Origin of the sequence: Micromonospora sp. L31 (assembly GCF_052068075.1) — a bacterium.
Classification (GTDB): Bacteria; Actinomycetota; Actinomycetes; order Mycobacteriales; family Micromonosporaceae; genus Micromonospora; species Micromonospora purpureochromogenes.
On the sequence record NZ_JBQHDC010000001.1, the window covers coordinates 597,753 to 614,207 of the forward strand.

Annotated in this window: 15 protein-coding genes and 1 riboswitch; of the genes, 10 read left to right on the top strand and 5 right to left on the bottom strand. The window is 74.4% G+C overall.

Annotated features, from left to right (window positions below):
* Positions 1–33 precede the first annotated feature (33 nt).
* The 3 genes from ACTMS9_RS02930 to ACTMS9_RS02940 are packed head-to-tail and all read left to right on the top strand — an operon-like array spanning position 34 to position 3,387.
* Positions 34–1,482 carry a S8 family serine peptidase gene (locus tag ACTMS9_RS02930; protein ID WP_441149027.1) on the top strand — a complete coding sequence of 483 codons (1,449 nt, stop codon included), beginning with the start codon at positions 34–36 and terminating at the stop codon, positions 1,480–1,482.
* 34 nt (positions 1,483–1,516) lie between these two features.
* On the top strand, positions 1,517–2,077 hold the full coding sequence (locus tag ACTMS9_RS02935; RefSeq protein ID WP_441149028.1) for a hypothetical protein: 561 nt from the start codon (positions 1,517–1,519) through the stop codon (positions 2,075–2,077).
* Positions 2,078–2,094: 17 nt separating this feature from the next.
* Positions 2,095–3,387, top strand: coding sequence for a WXG100 family type VII secretion target (locus tag ACTMS9_RS02940; RefSeq protein WP_441164054.1), 1,293 nt, complete (start codon positions 2,095–2,097; stop codon positions 3,385–3,387).
* Between the two features lie 128 nt (positions 3,388–3,515).
* Here ACTMS9_RS02940 and mycP read toward each other — a convergent pair whose 3' ends face one another.
* Positions 3,516–4,754: a type VII secretion-associated serine protease mycosin gene (gene mycP / locus ACTMS9_RS02945; RefSeq protein WP_441164055.1), complete on the bottom strand. Its 1,239-nt coding sequence runs from the start codon at positions 4,752–4,754 to the stop codon at positions 3,516–3,518.
* Between the two features lie 73 nt (positions 4,755–4,827).
* Positions 4,828–5,157, bottom strand: a complete 330-nt coding sequence (locus ACTMS9_RS02950) for a helix-turn-helix transcriptional regulator (protein ID WP_334572654.1) — start codon at positions 5,155–5,157, stop codon at positions 4,828–4,830.
* 233 nt (positions 5,158–5,390) lie between these two features.
* Between ACTMS9_RS02950 and ACTMS9_RS02955 the strand changes: the two genes are divergently transcribed.
* Complete coding sequence (locus ACTMS9_RS02955) at positions 5,391–6,044, top strand: carbonic anhydrase (protein WP_441149031.1); 654 nt, start codon at positions 5,391–5,393, stop codon at positions 6,042–6,044.
* Between the two features lie 62 nt (positions 6,045–6,106).
* Here ACTMS9_RS02955 and ACTMS9_RS02960 read toward each other — a convergent pair whose 3' ends face one another.
* Positions 6,107–7,126: a coiled-coil domain-containing protein gene (locus ACTMS9_RS02960; protein ID WP_441149032.1), complete on the bottom strand. Its 1,020-nt coding sequence runs from the start codon at positions 7,124–7,126 to the stop codon at positions 6,107–6,109.
* Between the two features lie 4 nt (positions 7,127–7,130).
* Positions 7,131–7,261, bottom strand: a riboswitch (cyclic di-AMP (ydaO/yuaA leader).
* Between the two features lie 166 nt (positions 7,262–7,427).
* The gene (locus tag ACTMS9_RS02965) at positions 7,428–8,768 is read right to left on the bottom strand and encodes a YibE/F family protein (protein WP_441149033.1); all 1,341 of its coding nucleotides are present in this window, start codon (positions 8,766–8,768) and stop codon (positions 7,428–7,430) included.
* Positions 8,769–9,086: 318 nt separating this feature from the next.
* On the opposite strand from ACTMS9_RS02965, the gene ACTMS9_RS02970 reads away from it, so the two are divergent.
* The 3 genes from ACTMS9_RS02970 (at position 9,087) to ACTMS9_RS02980 (ending at position 12,345) form a co-directional block, all read left to right on the top strand.
* On the top strand, positions 9,087–11,120 hold the full coding sequence (locus ACTMS9_RS02970) for a copper-translocating P-type ATPase (RefSeq protein WP_441164056.1): 2,034 nt from the start codon (positions 9,087–9,089) through the stop codon (positions 11,118–11,120).
* A 29-nt stretch (positions 11,121–11,149) separates the two neighbouring features.
* Positions 11,150–11,650 carry a hypothetical protein gene (locus ACTMS9_RS02975; protein ID WP_441164057.1) on the top strand — a complete coding sequence of 167 codons (501 nt, stop codon included), beginning with the start codon at positions 11,150–11,152 and terminating at the stop codon, positions 11,648–11,650.
* Between the two features lie 68 nt (positions 11,651–11,718).
* The gene (locus tag ACTMS9_RS02980) at positions 11,719–12,345 is read left to right on the top strand and encodes a DUF305 domain-containing protein (protein ID WP_441164058.1); all 627 of its coding nucleotides are present in this window, start codon (positions 11,719–11,721) and stop codon (positions 12,343–12,345) included.
* A gap of 86 nt (positions 12,346–12,431) precedes the next feature.
* On the opposite strand, the gene ACTMS9_RS02985 is transcribed toward ACTMS9_RS02980, so the two are convergent.
* The gene (locus ACTMS9_RS02985) at positions 12,432–12,731 is read right to left on the bottom strand and encodes a metal-sensitive transcriptional regulator (protein WP_154939970.1); all 300 of its coding nucleotides are present in this window, start codon (positions 12,729–12,731) and stop codon (positions 12,432–12,434) included.
* A 94-nt stretch (positions 12,732–12,825) separates the two neighbouring features.
* Here ACTMS9_RS02985 and ACTMS9_RS02990 point away from each other — a divergent pair, with 94 nt between their 5' ends.
* The 3 genes from ACTMS9_RS02990 to ACTMS9_RS03000 are packed head-to-tail and all read left to right on the top strand — an operon-like array spanning position 12,826 to position 16,341.
* Positions 12,826–13,035 carry a heavy-metal-associated domain-containing protein gene (locus ACTMS9_RS02990; protein ID WP_346536774.1) on the top strand — a complete coding sequence of 70 codons (210 nt, stop codon included), beginning with the start codon at positions 12,826–12,828 and terminating at the stop codon, positions 13,033–13,035.
* Between the two features lie 34 nt (positions 13,036–13,069).
* Positions 13,070–14,068, top strand: coding sequence for a hypothetical protein (locus tag ACTMS9_RS02995; protein ID WP_441164059.1), 999 nt, complete (start codon positions 13,070–13,072; stop codon positions 14,066–14,068).
* A gap of 14 nt (positions 14,069–14,082) precedes the next feature.
* Positions 14,083–16,341 carry a heavy metal translocating P-type ATPase gene (locus ACTMS9_RS03000; RefSeq protein WP_441164060.1) on the top strand — a complete coding sequence of 753 codons (2,259 nt, stop codon included), beginning with the start codon at positions 14,083–14,085 and terminating at the stop codon, positions 16,339–16,341.
* The last annotated feature ends 114 nt before the right edge of the window (positions 16,342–16,455 follow it).

The window sequence follows — 16,455 nt, forward strand, 5'->3', positions numbered from 1 at the left end:
AGTGTCATGCGTACGCGGAAGAGTCTCCGGCCGGTGCTGAGGTCCACTGTGGCCGCGCTGGCCCTGGCGGTTGCCGCCGGAACGGTTCCACTGGCCGCGCCGGCCCCGGCCCGCGCCGCCGACACGGTACGCGGCCTCCAGTGGTACCTCGACGAGCTGAAGATCCCGCAGGCGCACAAGATCACCAAGGGCCGCGGCGTGGTCGTCGCCGTCCTCGACACCGGCGTCGAGCCCGAGGTCCCCGACTTGCGAGGCCAGGTGCTCCCCGGGTATGCCACCGGCGCCGACGGGTCCGCGAAGGGCTGGGGCACCGACGACAAGATCGCGCATGGCACGGCCATGGCGGGCATCATCGCCGGGCGTGGCGGGGGGGAGATGCGCCAACTCGGCATCGCTCCCGAGGCCAGGATCCTGCCCGTCACCGTCGGTACCCGGCTCCAGGCCGACGACATCGCGAAGGGCATCCGCTGGGCGGTGGACCACGGCGCCGACGTGCTCAACATTTCGATGGGCACCAAGGAACCCGCGAAGCCGGAAGAGGTCGCGGCCGTCCGGTACGCCCTCGAGAAGAACGTCGTGGTCGTCGCCGCCGCCGGCAACGTCCACCAGGGCTACGTCGGCGTCGCCTCGCCGGCGGACATCCCCGGAGTGATCGCGGTGACCGGGCTGGGCAGGAACGGCTCGTTCTTCGGCGACAGCGTGCGGGGCCCGGAGTCCGTGCTGGCCGCGCCGCAGGAAGAAGTCATCGGACCGCTGCCCACCTCGGTGTCCGACAACGGCTACGGCGTCAGCAGCGGCACCAGCGAGTCGGGGGCGATCGTCTCCGGGGTGGCGGCGCTGGTCCGGGCGAAGTACCCGGACCTGGACGCGGCCAACGTGGTCAACCGGCTCATCCGCACCGCCCAGGACCGCGGTGCCGCCGGCCGGGACGACGAGTACGGGTTCGGGGCGGTGGACCCGGTGGCGGCGCTGACCCGCTCGGTGCCGAACGTGTCGAGCAACCCGCTGCTGGCCGGCGCGCCCGCCGGTGGTGGCGGGGAGAAGCAGTCGCAACCCCTGCCGGAGCGGTCGAAGGACGGCGGCCCGATTGTCTCGTTCGGCGTGAAGAACGGCACCGGTGCGCTGATCCAGGGCGCGCTCTGCCTGCTGGTGCCGATCGCAGTGGCGATCCTGGTGATCGTGCTGGTGCGCCGATCCCGCCGCCGCCCGGCCGCCCCGCCGACCGGTCCCGGCTTCCCGCCGCTACCCGGCCACGCCGTGCCAGCCGGCCACGCCGTGCCGCCCGGCAACGTCCCGGGCGCCCGTGGCCCGTACCCGCCCGCAGGGCCGGCGCCGCACGGCGTGCCCGGGGGCGTACCGCCGCAGGCGCTCGGTGCCTACGGCCCGCCCGGCGCGGCACCCCACGGTGCCCCGTGGCCGCACCCGGGGGCGACGCCCCCACCGCCGCCGGCCCCGCCGGGCCCCGGCGTGCACCAACAGTAAGCCAGAAAGTCTGATCGGCGACGGGGAGGAACCGATGACGGACGACAGGACGCAGCAGTCGGACAGGGTCGAGATCGACACGCCCAACGTCCCGGTGGCACCCACCATCACGCCGTTCGTCTACTACGACGGCGTCTCGCTGGACAACGTCAACAAGGCCCACCGACCGACGCACCTGACACCCGCCCCTGGCGGCGCGGGCGCCAAGACCGAGTGGGACGCCTCGACCCTCGACAAGGCCATCACGTGGCTCGACGACCACGCCGATTTCCTCAACCAGCAGTCGTACAAGATGGAAGAGGACATCCGGAAGTGGATGCGCAACGCCACCGGGGCGGCGGCGGTAGGCGGCGGCGGTGAGAAGAGCCCGCTCGGCAGCTTCGAGCGGGCCAACGCCCTCGCCACCAAGCACGCCGGCCTCTACGACAGCACCCAGACCAGGCTGCGGGAGCTCGCCCGTGAGCTCTGGAAGGCCGCCAACGCGCTCCGGACGGTCAAGGAGAACTACGACACGGCCGATGAGCGCAACCGTTTGAACGCCAACCAGATGCAGAACGCCATCAACAGCGCGTCCAGCCGCGCCGGGAAGAACTGAGTCGGGGGAGGCGGCAGATGCCGAGTTGGGAAGAGATGTGCCAGCAGATCGTCATCGACGGCCGGCCCGGTGACGTCACCAGCGCCGCCTTCGGCTGGGAGCAGCTGCTGAAGAATTTGAACACGGTCAAGCAGAACCTCGAGACGAACGTCAAGGACCTCGGCGAGACCTGGAAGGGCCCGGCGTACGAGGCGTTCAAGACGCACATCGAGGGGCTCGCGAAGAGCACCGGCGAGGTGGTCGCGGACGCCGAGAGCCGGGGCGGCATCGTGCACTCGTTGAAGGACGCCGCGGACAAGCTCAGCGCCGCGCAGGCCGAGTTCCCGATCCCGGCGAGCTGCGTCAACGACGTGCTGGAGGCCCGCAACGGGCGGATCACGATCAGCGCGGGGTTCTTCGAGATGAAGGTCAAGCCGGACTTCCTCGGCCTGGCCGACCCGATCAGCTCGATGGTCGACTGGTTCAACGACAAGACTGACGACGCCAACCGGGTCTACGGGCAGGTCAGCGGCCACTACCTGGCGATCGACGAGAACCTGGACGCGCCGACCAGCACCGCTCCGTCGACAATCCACGACGACTTCAAGAAGCCGGACCTCGGCGGGGGCGGCGGCGGTGGCGGCGGTGGCGGCGTGCCGGACATCGGCGGTGCGCCCTCCACCGGCGGCCTCGGCGGCAACCCCTCCATGGGCGGCGTCGGCTCCCCCCCGGGTATCGGCACCGGCGGCCCGGGTATCGGCACCGGCACCCACCCGGACCTCTCCTCCGGCACCGGCGGCTACCCGGGCGGCGGCGGCACCGGCAGCCTCGGTGACGAGTACGGCAGCGGTCTGGCCGGTGCCGGCGGCGTCGGCACGCTGCCCAACTCGGGCCTCGGCGGCGGTGGCCTGCCCAGCACCACCGGCCTGGGCTCCGGCGGCGGCGGTGGTAGCGGCCTCGGCGGCGCGGGCGGCATGATCCCCGGCGGCGGCTCCCTCGGCAAGGCGGTGAGCACCGGCATGCCCGGGATGATGGGCGGCGCGGGCGGTGCGGGCGCCGGCCGGGGTGCGGGCCGCGGTGCGGGCCGGCTCGGCGGCGGCATGGGCGGAATGGCCGGCGGCATGGGCGGTGCGGCCGGTCGTGGCGGTGCCGGCAAGGGCGCGGCCGGCGGTGTCCGGGGCGGTGCCGGGGTCAAGGGCGGCATGGCCGGCATGGGCGGCGGCCACGGCGCTGGCTACGGCGAGGAGGAGGCTCCCCGCAACACCTGGCTGGAGGAGGACGAGGACGTCTGGGGTGCGGACGGCGGTGCCGCGCCCGGCATCCTGCGCTGAGCCTCGACAGGGAGCGCCGTCCACGGTCACGTGGGCGGCGCTCCGCCGTTGGTGGGGGTTCCGCCGTTCGTGGGCCGCTCCGCCGTTGGCCGGGCGCTGCGCCGCTCGTGGCGCGCGTCGGCCGGGGGTCAGGCGTCGACGGTTTCGGCGCGGCGGCCGGGCCGCCACTTCCGCCGGCGGCCCAGGGCCACGATCGGTCGGGCCGCCAGCAGCGCCAGGGCGAGCACTCCCGCGGCACCGGCGACCCAGAGCGCCACGGTGCGCTGCCAGCCCAGCGGGTCCTCCGCCGCGCCGGGTGGCGGCATGGCCCCGACCGGGGAATCCGTCCGGGTGCCGAGCAGGCTGGTCAGCGCCCGGTACGGGTTCACCACCCCGTACCCGAGTTCGGGGTTGTGCCCCTCGGGCGGGTTGTCGGCGGTGCGGGTGAGTCGGTAGGCGACCTGTTCCGGCGTGAGGTCGGGCCGGGCGGCGCGGATCAGCGCCGCCGCGCCCGAGACGTACGCGGCGGCGAAGCTGGTGCCGCCCTGCGGCTCGGCGAGGTAGCCCTGGCCGCCCGGGGCGGGGCCGACGATGTCCAGCCCGGGCGCGGCGATGTCCACGTAGTTGCCGCTGACCGAGCTGCCGACGTGACCGCCCTCCCGGTCGACCCCGGCGACCGCGATCACCCCCGGGTACGCGGCCGGGTACGCAGGCAGGTCCTGCTGCTCCTGCTGCCGGTTGCCGGCGGCGGCCACCACCACGACGCCCTTGCCGAGCGCGTAGTCGACGGCTTGGGCGAGTTCGGGGTGGTCCACCGTGACCAGCGACAGGTTGATCACCTGGACGTCCTGGTCGGTCGACCAGCGGATCGCGTCGGCGATCTGCAGGGGCAGGCCGGGGTCGTTGGTGCGCTGGGTGTCGGGCAGCACCCGGACCGGCAGGATCCGGGCCGCGGGCGCGATGCCGCTGTACGGGGCTCCGGTGTCGTCCCGCCCGGCGATGATCCCGGCCACGATGGTGCCGTGGCCGGCCAGGTCGCACCGGCCCTGCATCGACGGCAGGCCGTTGAAGTCGCGGCCCTCGCGTACCTGCCCCTTGAGCAGTGGATGGGTGGGGGAGACGCCGGAGTCGATGACCGCCACGGTGACCCGCTCGCCCCGGGTGATCCGCCAGGCCGACGCCGGGTCGAGCCGGCGCAGCGCCCACGGTGTCTCGGCGGGGGCGACCCCGCCGGCCGGGCCGGGGCAGTTCGGGGCCGCCACGGCCGGTGCCGGCGGTACCACGAGCGAGGCGAGCAGGGCCGCCATCACTCCACCGAGGACTGTCCGGGATGGACGCCCGGCGGTCTCGGTCAGCGCCGTCCCAGTCGGCCGGAAGCTCTCGCGCACGCGCTGAGATTACCGCCGCCGCGCCCGGGACGGGGCGACGGGCGGGTCCGGGCGCCCAGAATGAGAGCGGTCGTCAGGAGGTGGACTCGGCGCGCTCGCCGGTGAAGAGGGCGAGCAGGTCCCCCACCTGGCGGTCGGACTCGGCCGGGTGCCGGAAGTGGCCGCGCGGGTTGACCGTGTACTCGTTGCGCCGACCCACCCGGGTGCGGTGGAGGTAGCCGCCGGCCTCCAGGTCGGCGACGATCGCCTGCGCGGCGCGCTCGGTCACCCCGACCTCGTCGGCGACGTCCCGCAGCCGGGCGGTGGGGTTGCGGGCGATGGCGAGCAGCACGTGCGCGTGGTTGGTGAGGAACGTCCAGTTCCGGGTGCTCCCGTTCTGCGCAGTCGTCGCCATGCCCGTCATCGTATGGCCAGCCGGCCGGCATTTCCGCCCTGGCCTCCGCGCACCCGGAGCCGTCCGGGCACGGCCCGGGGACACGGCGGCGAAACACGCTGCCCACGTCCCGGTAATGTATGAAATCCGTATCACGTATCCCTTGACGTATCTTTCGCTGCGTGTGACGGTGGGCGGCGAGGCCGCCTCCGTCGCCGGCCGGGTATGACCAGGCCGATCTCGCGAGGGACCGAGGTGAGGCAATGACCCTGACCGATCCGACGCAGGCGCTCGCCGAGCTGCACGCCGGCAACCGGCGCTTCGTGACGGGCGCGCAGCGCCACCCCAACCAGGACTCGCTGCACCGGACGGCGGTCGCCGACGGCCAGCACCCGTTCGCGGTGATCGTCGGCTGCTCCGACTCCCGCCTCGCCGCCGAGATCATTTTCGACCGGGGCCTGGGTGACCTCTTCGTGGTCCGGACCGCCGGGCACACCGCCGGCCCCGAGGTGCTCGGCAGCGTCGAGTACGCGGTGAGCGTCCTGGGCACCCCGCTGGTGGTGGTGCTCGGCCACGACTCCTGCGGGGCCGTGCAGGCCGCCCGGGACGCCGCGCGGACCGGCACGCCGCCGGTCGGGCACCTGCGGGCGGTGGTGGACGCGGTGGTACCGAGCCTCCAGCGGGCCGCCGAGCAGGGCGTCGACGACGTTGACGGGATCGTCGACATCCACATCGCGCAGACCGTCGAGGCGCTGCTGGGCAACTCCGCCGTACTGGCCGCCGCGGTCGCCGAGGGGCGGTGCGCGGTGGTTGGCATGTCGTACCGGCTTAGCGCCGGTGAGGTGCGGACGGTGGCCGCGGTGCCGAGCGTCGTGCCGGCCCAGGCCGACGGTCGGGCGACCGCCGTCGCAGGCTGAAACCCCCCGCACGCGACGAGGGCCGCCCCACCGGGGACGGCCCTCGTTCGGTACGCGTCGCGCTAGAGCATCGACATGTGTACGTGGTCGGTGTGGTTCGACGGTCCGCTGTACGACTTCCACCCGGTCGCCGGGAACCAGATCTGCCGGTTCCAGATCACGTAGTAGATGCCGAGCCGGTCGGCGTTGCGGATCAGGAACGCGGCGAGGTTGTTGCCGTACATCCGGGTGTCGTTGTTGTACCAGGGCGCGAAGCCGCTCCGCTGCAACGACCAGTCGCAGGCCTTGCCCTTCGGGTGGTCCCACGGCCCACCTGGCCGGTAGCAGCCCGCGAACCGGGTGAAGCCGGCCCGCCGGACCTCCTTGTACGCGTGCAGTGTGCGCGGCGTGATGGTGCCGGAGGTGGTCGGGTCGTTCTCGGTGCGCGACTCGGGCCGCCAGCCGCCGTCGGCCGTCCGGCCGGGGCCGATCCGGGCGACCGGCGAGGTCGCGTCGACCAGGCCGCCGGTGAAGCCCCGGCCACCGACCAGCTGGAGGGCCTTCTCCGCCTCCCGGCTCTCCCGGGCCATGTCGTTGGTGAGCTTCTGCTGCTCGCGCACCTCGGCGTCGAGCGCCAGCTTGGCCTGCTCCGCGCGGTTCTTGGCGGCGGTGACCTTGGCCAGCTTCTGCGCGTTGACCATGTTCAGCTCGTCCAGGGCGGCGGCGCGCCGGACGAACGAGTCCGGGGCGTCGCTCTCCAGCAGCATCGCCACCGCGCCGATCCGGCCGGTCCGGTACGACTGCGCCGCGATCTGCGAGACCGTCGGCTGCAACGCCGCCAGCTCGTCCTGCGCGCGCCGCACCTCCAGCCCGAGCTGCTGCTGGCGCTTCTTGGACTTCTCCAGCTGCGTCTTGGCCTTGGAGTACTCGCGGTTGCGCAGCTCGATGACGTCGGTGAGCAGCTTGGGCTCGCCGTCCTCCTCGTGCCCGGAGGGGGTGGGGGTCGAGGGCGCGGCGATCGCGGCTGTCGGCCCGCCGAGGATGGCCAGCGCGGCGAACACGGCCACCACCGGAGTCAACCAGCGGCGCAGGGGTGCCGTCACAGTGTTCCCTTCCGTCGACCGCCGACCGGGTTAGCTGACGGGTTCGGGACGGAAGTGGCCCCTACCGCTCGCGCGGATTCACCCCATGTACCTGGTTCCCCGGCTCGCCTCGCGGCGATTGGGCGGCGGTACCGCAGGCGCCGCTGCGCGCCTTCGGCGGTGACCGGCAGCGAGGTTACCCGAGAGTCGTACCGGGGATCTACGTCCAGAACCCGACTAAAAGCGTTATTTCGTCGTAGCGATGCGTGACGAGTGACGCGTTCGTCAGGTTCCGCGTCGGCGTCGGTCACGCAGCGGAGTCTCACCATGCGGTGTCCGTGCTCCTTTCCGGGTCGGGCCACCGTGCGGGGGCCGGGGTGGACGGTCCGCCGGGACGCGACGCGCTCAGCGCCTCGAGCGCCGCGTCCCGGTCGGCGGAGGGGCGGGGCGTGGGTGCCGGTCCGGTGTCCCGGGCCGGATCGTCGGCCGGGCCACGACCGGCGGTGGCGACCAGCGCGGCCAGCGCGGTGGTCAGCGGTACGGCGGCGACCAGGCCGAGCGTCGCCACCGCGCTGCGGACGATCTCCTGAGCCAGGAACTCGCTGGTGAGGATCTGGCTCACCGGACGGCTGTCGGCGGTGAGCAGGAGCAGCAGCGGCAGCGAGGCGCCCGCGTACGCGAGCACGATGGTGTTCACCGTGGAGGCGATGTGCGCCCGGCCGACCCGGGTGGCGGCCCGGTAGAGCTGCGTCCGGGACAGTCCGGGGTTGGCGTGCGCCAGCTCGGTGACGGTGGCGGCCTGGGTGACGGTGACGTCGTCGAGCACGCCGAGCGAGCCGATGATGATGCCGGCCAGCAGCAGCCCGTGCAGGTCGACGTCACGCTGGTACATCGACAGCGTGGTGGCCTCCTCGCTGCCGAACCCGGTCAGGTGGGTGGCGGCGGTGGCCAGGCTGCCGAGCAGTCCGGTCAGCACCAGGCTGCCGAGGGTGCCGAGGACCGCCACCGAGGTCTGCGCGGTGATCCCGTGGGTCAGGTACAGCACCACGAACATGATCAGCGCCGAGCCGGTGATCGCGATCAGCAGCGGCGAGCCGCCCGCCGCGATGCCGGGTACGACGAAGGTCAGCAGGATGGCGAAGCTGGCGCCCAGCCCGGCCAGTGCGGCCAGTCCGCGCAGCCGGCCGAACGCCACGATCGCCGCCGCGAAGAGCGCCACCAGCCACACCAGGGGCTTGCCCCGCTGGTGTTCGGCGATCTGGTAGCTGGTGGCGGTGGGGTCGGCCGGGTCGGCGAGCTGGACCAGCACCACCTCGTCGCCCACCGCGACGGTGGGCGCGCCCGGACCGGCGGGCACCGGTGTCTCCACCTGCTGGCCGCTGTCCGGGCCCTGCTCGACCCGGACCGTCACGGTCCCGCACGGCCCTTCGGCCGCGCCGGGCGGTGCCTCCGGGGTCGGCGGGCAGGGTTCGGTCACCACCCGGGTCACCGTGCCGTGGTGGCGTGCCGGCTCGGCGCCGCCGTCGGCCTGCCGCGAGTCGCGCGGCCACAGCACCAGGGCGGCGATCACCGTGACGACGAACAGCGGGACCACCGTCGCGACGAGGATCCGCCGCACCCCCGATGGGGCGGACGGAGCGGGACGGGTGTGGTCGGCGCCCATTGCGAGTCTCCCAACGATCCAGGGCGGGGTACGTGTCAGCCGGCCGTTCGGTTCACCGGCGGGACGCGCGTGGCGGGCCGCGTACCCCGGGGTGGGCCCTGGGTGCCGGCGGGGTCACCCAGCGCGATCGGACGGCGCGGTCGCCCGGCGTGGCGACCCGCCCGGGCGGTCGCTGACGGCGGCCGAGCCCGGCGCGGTACGCGGGCCGGCGGCAGCAGCGGCGGATGGCGAGTCATGGCCGGTGAATCGTAGCCAGGTTCGGTGCGGGTCCGCCCGGTTCGTGCCGTCGGCAGCGCGCTCACCGGGCATCGTGGGGGCATGGACCAGCACGCCGGACCGGCGCGGCACCCGGGGTCGGACCGGCACCGGGGGCACGACCGGCACGCCGGCCACGACCCGGAGATGTTCCGCCGCCGGTTCTGGCTCTGCCTGGCGCTGACCCTGCCCGTGGTCGCCACCAGCCACATGGTGATGGAGTGGTTCGGCTACTCGCTGGAGTTCCCCGGCCGGTCCCTGGTCGGGCCGGTGCTCGGCTCGGTGGTCTTCTGGTGGGGCGGCTGGCCGTTCCTCGTCGGCGCGGTGCGCGAGGTGCGCGACCGGGCCCCGGGCATGATGCTGCTGATCGGGATGGCGATCAGCGTCGCGTACGCCGCCTCGCTCGCCACCAGCCTGGGCGCCTTCGAGCTGGACTTCTGGTGGGAGTTGGCCGCCCTGGTCACCATCATGCTGCTCGGGCACTGGCAGGAGATGAAGGCCGTCGGGCAGGCGCGGGGCGCCCTCGCGGCGCTGGCCGCGCTGCTCCCCGACGACGCCGAGCGGGTCGGGCCGCAGGGCGGCACCGAACGGGTGCCGGTGAGCGGCCTGCGGGTGGCCGACGTGGTGCTGGTCCGCCCCGGTGGGCGGGTGCCGGCCGACGGGCGGATCGTCGACGGGGCCGCCGAGCTGGACGAGTCGATGGTCACCGGCGAGTCCCGCCCGGTCTCCCGGACGGTCGGGGACCGGGTGGTGGCCGGCACCGTCGCCACCGACTCGGCGATCCGGGTTCGGGTGGAGGCCGTCGGCGACCAGACCACCCTCGCCGGCATCCAGCGCCTCGTGGCACAGGCGCAGCAGTCCGGCGGGCGGGCGCAGGCGCTGGCGGACCGCTTCGCCGCCTGGCTCTTCTACGTCGCCACCGGCACCGCCGTGCTGACCGTCGTGGGGTGGACCGCGCTGGGCGAGCGGGACGAGGCGGTGGTCCGGACCGTCACGGTCCTGGTGATCGCCTGCCCGCACGCGCTCGGCCTGGCCATCCCGCTGGTGATCGCGCTCTCCACCGCGCTGGCCGCCCGCTCCGGCGTGCTGGTCCGCGACCGGCTCGCACTGGAACGGATGCGCACCGTCGACGTGGTGCTCTTCGACAAGACCGGCACCCTCACCAGGGGCGAGCACGCCGTGGTCGGGGTGGCCGCCGCGCCGGGGACCGGCGAGGACGAGGTGCTGCGGCTCGCCGCCGGGGTCGAGGCGGACAGCGAACACCCGCTGGCCCGGGCGATCGTCGCGGCCGCCGCCGAGCGCGGCGACCCGGCCCCGGCCGCCGGCTTCCGTTCGCTGCCGGGGCGCGGCGTCCGGGCCGAGATCGACGGTACGCCGTACGCGGTCGGTGGCCCCGCGCTCCTGCGCGAGCAGGGGCTGGAGCTGCCCGGGGCGCTGGAGCCGGCGGCCCGGCGCTGGGCCGAGCGCGGCGCGGCGGTGCTGCACCTGGTCCGCCTGCCGGACACCGTCCTCGGCCTGCTCGCGCTCGCCGACCAGGTACGCCCCGAGGCCCGGGAGGCGATCGCGGAACTGCGTGCCGAGGGGGTTCGCAGCATCGCGATGATCACCGGGGACGCCCGCACGGTGGCCGAGGCGGTCGCCGCGGACCTCGGTTTCCGGCCCGGCGTCGACGAGGTCTTCGCCGAGGTGCTCCCCGCCGACAAGGACCGGAAGGTTACCGCGCTGCAACGCCGGGGGCTGCGGGTGGCGATGGTCGGCGACGGGGTCAACGACGCGCCGGCGCTGGCCCGGGCCGACGTGGGAATCGCGATCGGGGCGGGCACCGACGTGGCGATCGAGTCGGCCGGGGTGGTGCTCGCCTCCTCCGACCCGCGCGGCGTCGCCGGGGTGGTCCGGCTGAGCCGGGCGGCGTACCGGAAGATGCGGCAGAACCTCGCCTGGGCGGCCGGCTACAACGTGGTGGCGCTGCCGCTGGCGGCCGGCGTGCTGGCCTTCGCGGGGGTGGCGCTGAGCCCGGCGCTCGCCGCGGCGCTGATGTCCGCCTCGACGATCGTGGTCGCGCTCAACGCCCAGCTGTTGCGCCGGGTACGCCTCTGATCCCGCCCGGTTCGGGCTAGCGTGGTCGGGTGCGAACGGCGACGGCGCGGCCGGCCGGGTGGTGGGCCCGGCTGCTCCTGCTCGCCTGCACCCTGCTCGGGCTGGCCGCCATGCACACCATCGGCCACAACACGCACTCAGTCGCGTCCCACCCGGACGGCCACGCCGCCGTGTCGCAGCGGGCGCCGGTCGCTCAGGCCGCCGGGCCCGAGGTGGTCCCGGTCGCCCACGGCGCCGCGCCCGAAGCGGTCCCGGCCGCCCATGTCGCCGGGCCGGTGTCGTTCGCCGGCCAGGTCGGCGCGGTGGCGCTTCCCGCCGACCAGCCTGGGGGTGCCCCGGGTGGCTGGAGTGTCTGCCTGGCGGTGCTCGGCGCCGTCACGGTGGCGCTCCTGCTGGCGACGCTGCTGTTCGGCCGTGCCCACCACGTGATCGCGACCCGCCATTCGTCCCGGCCGTCGCGTGGGCCGCGCGCCCCGCCACCCCGCCCGGTCGGGCTTCGCCTCGCCACGGTGTCGGTGCTGCGCAGATAGGACGCCCCGACGCGGTACCGCCGCGTCCCGAGTCCGCTGCGTACGTCCTCACACCGAAAGGTCTGATCGTGTCCACTCGTACCATCGCGCGCCGTGCCGCCCTGGCCGGCGTCGCTCTCAGCACCGCTCTCACCCTGGCCGCCTGCGGCGGCGACGACCACCAGGCCGGCTCCGGCCACGACATGCCGGGCACCGGTGCCACCGCCGGCCCGTCGGCCAGCGCGTCCGCCACGTTCGACGACGCCGACGTCATGTTCGCCCAGATGATGATCCCGCACCACCAGCAGGCGGTGCAGATGTCGGAGCTGGCCGACAGCCGTGCCCAGGACCCCGAGGTCGAGCGCCTCGCCGCGCAGATCAAGGCCGCCCAGGCGCCGGAGATCGCCACCATGACCGGTTGGCTCACCGCATGGGGCCGGCCCGTCCCGTCCGGCAGCCCGAGCGGCGGCCACGACCACGGCATGCCGGGCATGATGTCCGACGCCGACATGGCGAACCTGGCGGCCGCCTCCGGCCGGGAGTTCGACCGGCAGTTCCTGGCCATGATGATCGCCCATCACCAGGGCGCGATCACCATGGCGGAGCAGGAGATCGGCAACGGGGTCAACGCGGACGCCAAGGCCATGGCGCAGCAGATCATCACCGCCCAGCAGGGCGAGATCGACACCATGAGGAAGATCCTCGCCCGGCTCTGACCGCCGCCGGCCGGGGCGCCTCGGAGCCGTCGTGGCTCCGGCGTCCCGGCCGGGCGGGGTGACCCGCCCGGCCGGGCTCCGCGGGCTCAGCCGCGCTTCATCAGGCGGCCGACGGCGGCCATCATCTCGGCGGCCATCTCGTCGGCGCGGCCCTCGGCGGCCCCCTCGTGCATGCAGTGCCGGGCGTGGCCGTCGAGCAGGCCGAGGGCGACCTTGTCCAGGGCGGCCTGGATCGCCGAGATCTGGGTCAGCACGTCGATGCAGTACCGGTCGTCGTCGACCATCTTCTCCACGCCGCGGACCTGGCCCTCGACGCGGCGCAGCCGCGCGAGCAGCTGGTCCTTGCTGGCGGTGTAGCCCCGGGTCGGGGTGCTCGGTGTGGTCATGGCAACCAGGATAGCGTACCCCCTGGGGGTATGCTATGGTCCTCGGGAGAGCTACCCCTGGGGGGTATAGCATGGATGCGGGAGGAGAGTTGCCATGGTCACCACCACGTACCAGGTGCAGGGCATGACCTGCGGGCACTGCGTCAACTCGGTCAGCACCGAGGTGAGCGCGATCCAGGGCGTCAGCGACGTCCAGGTGGACCTGGCCTCCGGCCGGGTCACCGTCACCAGTGAGAGCCCGCTGGACACCGAGTCCGTACGCGCCGCCGTCGACGAGGCCGGGTACGACCTCGTCGAGGCGTGACGGGGTCACGACCCCAGAGAACCGAGGTATCACGATGAACACGGCGACGAAGCTGAGCGGTTTCGCCCTCGGCCTCGCGGCGGTGTTCGGCACGGCGTACGGGGTCGGCCACCTGGCCGGCCCCGTCACCCCGGCCGCCGACACCCGCCACGAGCCCGCCGGCGCCGGCCACGGCTCCGACCCGCACGGCGGCTCCGACTCGCACGGTGCCGACCCCGCCGGTGCCACGCACCTGCCCGGCGGGCTGCTCGTCTCCGACCGCGGCTACACCATGCAGCCGGTGGACGCCCCGACCGGGCAGTTCGCCTTCCGGATCACCGGCCCGGACGGCGCTGCGGTGACCGGCTACGAGATCGCCCACGACAAGCGGATGCACCTGATCGTGGCGCGGCGCGACCTGTCCGGCTTCCGGCACGTCCACCCCGAGCTGGGCGCCGACGGCACCTGGCGGGTGGACTCCCCGCTGGGCGGGCCGGGCGTCTGGCGGGCCTTCGCCGACTTCACCCCGTCGGGCGGGGAGCCGCTCACCCTCGGGGTCGACGTGACCGTCCCCGGCCAGCTCCAGCCCCGGCCGCTGCCGGCACCGGCCGCCAGCACCACGGTCGACGGCTACACGGTCACCCTCACCGGCACGCCGCAGCCGGGCCGCACCAGCCAGTTGACGCTGACCGTCAGCCGGGACGGGAAGCCGGTCACCGACCTGGAGCCGTACCTCGGCGCGTACGGGCACCTGGTGGCGTTGCGGCAGGGCGACCTCGCGTACCTGCACGTGCACCCGGAGGGCGTGCCCGGTGACGGGCGTACCCCGGCCGGGCCGGCCGTGAGCTTCGCCGCCGAGGTGCCCTCGGCCGGCAGCTACCGGCTCTACCTGGACTTCCGGCACGGCGGGGCGGTGCGCACCGCCGAGTTCACCGTGCTGGCCGGCGACGCCCCGGCGGCCCCGGCGAGCACCCCGGGCACCCGGGCCACCCCGACCGCTCCCACCCCGACCGCCGACGCCGGCCACGGCGCCCCCGGTCACGGGCACAACTGATCGGAGGTGCCGCGATGATCCCGACCACGAACTCCCTGCCGGTCGCACCGCACCGGATCGAGCTGACCATCGGCGGGATGACCTGCGCGTCCTGCGCCGCGCGGATCGAGAAGAAGCTCAACCGGATGGAGGGCGTGACCGCCACCGTCAACTACGCCACCGAGAAGGCCACCGTCCGGTACGCCGACCAGGTCACGCCAAAGGACCTCATCGCCACGGTGGAGAAGACCGGCTACACCGCCGTCGTGCCTCCCCCGCCCACCCCGGCCGGTACGGCCGGACCGGCCGCCGAACCGGCCGACGAGCTGCGCGGCCTGCGGACCAGGCTGTGGGTCTCGGTCGCGCTGACCGTGCCGGTGATCCTGCTGGCCATGGTGCCGGCCTGGCAGTTCACCTACTGGCAGTGGCTGTCGCTGACCCTGGCCGCCCCGGTGGTGGTCTACGGCGGGCTGCCGTTCCACCGGGCCGCCTGGATCAACCTGCGGCACGGCGCCGCCACCATGGACACCCTGGTCTCGCTCGGCACCCTGGCCGCGTTCGGCTGGTCGCTCTGGGCGCTCTTCCTCGGTGACGCCGGGATGCCCGGGATGACCCACCCGTTCCGGCTCGACATCACCCGCACCGACGGCGCCGGCAACATCTACCTGGAGGCGGCGGCCGGCGTCACGGTGTTCATCCTCGCCGGCCGGTACTTCGAGGCCCGTTCCAAGCGGACCGCCGGCGCCGCCCTGCGCGCCCTGCTGGAGCTGGGCGCCCGGGACGTCGCGGTGCTGCGCGGCGACGTCGAGACCCGGATCCCGGTCGACCAGCTCGCGGTGGGGGACCGGTTCGTGGTCCGCCCCGGCGAGAAGGTCGCCACCGACGGGGTGGTGGACGAGGGTACGTCTGCCGTCGACGCCAGCATGCTCACCGGCGAGTCGGTGCCGGTCGAGGTCGGCCCGGGCGACACCGTGGTCGGCGCGACGGTGAACGCGGGTGGCCGGCTGGTGGTCACCGCCACCCGGGTCGGTGCGGACACCCAGCTCGCCCAGATGGCGAAGCTGGTGGAGCAGGCGCAGTCCGGCAAGGCGGCCGTGCAGCGGCTGGCCGACCGGATCTCCGGCGTCTTCGTCCCGATCGTGATCGCCCTGGCCGCCGGCACGCTCGGCTGGTGGCTCGGCACCGGGGCGGGCCCGACGGCCGCGTTCACCGCCGCGGTCGCCGTGCTGATCATCGCCTGCCCGTGCGCGCTCGGCCTGGCCACGCCCACGGCGCTGCTGGTCGGGACCGGCCGGGGAGCCCAGCTCGGCATCCTGATCAAGGGGCCGGAGATGCTGGAGTCCACCCGCCAGGTGGACACCGTCGTGCTGGACAAGACCGGCACGGTCACCACCGGCCGGATGACCCTGGTCGACGTGCTCCCCGACCAGGGGGTCGACCGGGCGGAGCTGCTCCGGCTCGCCGGGGCGCTGGAGGCCGGCTCGGAGCACCCGGTCGCCCGGGCGGTCGCGGCGGGCGCCGCCGAGGCGGGCGCGCTGCCGCCGGTCACCGGCTTCGCCAACGCCGAGGGGCTCGGCGTCACCGGCACGGTGGACGGCCACGAGGTGGTCGTCGGTCGGCTCCGGCTGCTGCGCGAGCGGGGCCTGGACGTACCCGAGGAGGTCGTGCGGGCAGCGGGTGACGCGGAGGCGGCCGGCCGGACGGCCGTGCTGGCCGGCTGGGACGGCCGGGCCCGGGGCGTCCTCGCGGTCGCCGACGTGGTCAAGCCGACCAGCCGGGCGGCGATCGACGGGCTGCGCGGCCTGGGACTGAAGCCGGTGCTGCTCACCGGCGACAACGCCACCGTCGCCCGGGCGGTGGCGGCCGAGGTCGGCATCGACGAGGTGATCGCCGAGGTGCTGCCGGCCGACAAGGTCGACGTGGTCAGGCGGCTCCAGGGCGAGGGGCGGACGGTCGCGATGATCGGCGACGGGGTCAACGACGCCGCCGCGCTGGCCCAGGCCGACCTTGGGCTGGCCATGGGCACCGGCACCGACGTGGCGATCGAGGCCGCCGACCTGACCCTGGTGCGCGGCGACCTCACCGCCGCGGTCGACGCCATCCGGCTCTCCCGGCGGACCCTGGCCATCATCAAGGGCAACCTCTTCTGGGCGTTCGCCTACAACCTGGCCGCGCTGCCGCTCGCCGCCGCCGGCCTGCTCAACCCGATGATCGCCGGGGCCGCGATGGCCTTCTCGTCGGTGTTCGTGGTCGCCAACAGCCTCCGGCTGCGCGGGTTCCGCCCGGTCGGCTGAGCACGGGCGCGCCGCCGCCGGTCCCACCGTGGGGGCCGGCGGCGGCGTCGTTCCTCCCCGTCCCCATCCCGCTGCCCCCGACCAGGTCGCCGGTCACGGTGGGTGATCACGTAT

Coding starts and splice junctions, on each gene's coding strand:
- ACTMS9_RS02995 (WP_441164059.1), top strand. CDS start 13,070: ATGAACACGGCGACGAAGCTGAGCGGTTTCGCCCTCGGCCTCGCGGCG.
- ACTMS9_RS02940 (WP_441164054.1), top strand. CDS start 2,095: ATGCCGAGTTGGGAAGAGATGTGCCAGCAGATCGTCATCGACGGCCGG.
- ACTMS9_RS02970 (WP_441164056.1), top strand. CDS start 9,087: ATGGACCAGCACGCCGGACCGGCGCGGCACCCGGGGTCGGACCGGCAC.
- ACTMS9_RS02990 (WP_346536774.1), top strand. CDS start 12,826: ATGGTCACCACCACGTACCAGGTGCAGGGCATGACCTGCGGGCACTGC.
- ACTMS9_RS03000 (WP_441164060.1), top strand. CDS start 14,083: ATGATCCCGACCACGAACTCCCTGCCGGTCGCACCGCACCGGATCGAG.
- ACTMS9_RS02985 (WP_154939970.1), bottom strand. CDS start 12,731: ATGACCACACCGAGCACCCCGACCCGGGGCTACACCGCCAGCAAGGAC.
- ACTMS9_RS02935 (WP_441149028.1), top strand. CDS start 1,517: ATGACGGACGACAGGACGCAGCAGTCGGACAGGGTCGAGATCGACACG.
- ACTMS9_RS02955 (WP_441149031.1), top strand. CDS start 5,391: ATGACCCTGACCGATCCGACGCAGGCGCTCGCCGAGCTGCACGCCGGC.
- ACTMS9_RS02950 (WP_334572654.1), bottom strand. CDS start 5,157: ATGACGGGCATGGCGACGACTGCGCAGAACGGGAGCACCCGGAACTGG.
- ACTMS9_RS02965 (WP_441149033.1), bottom strand. CDS start 8,768: ATGGGCGCCGACCACACCCGTCCCGCTCCGTCCGCCCCATCGGGGGTG.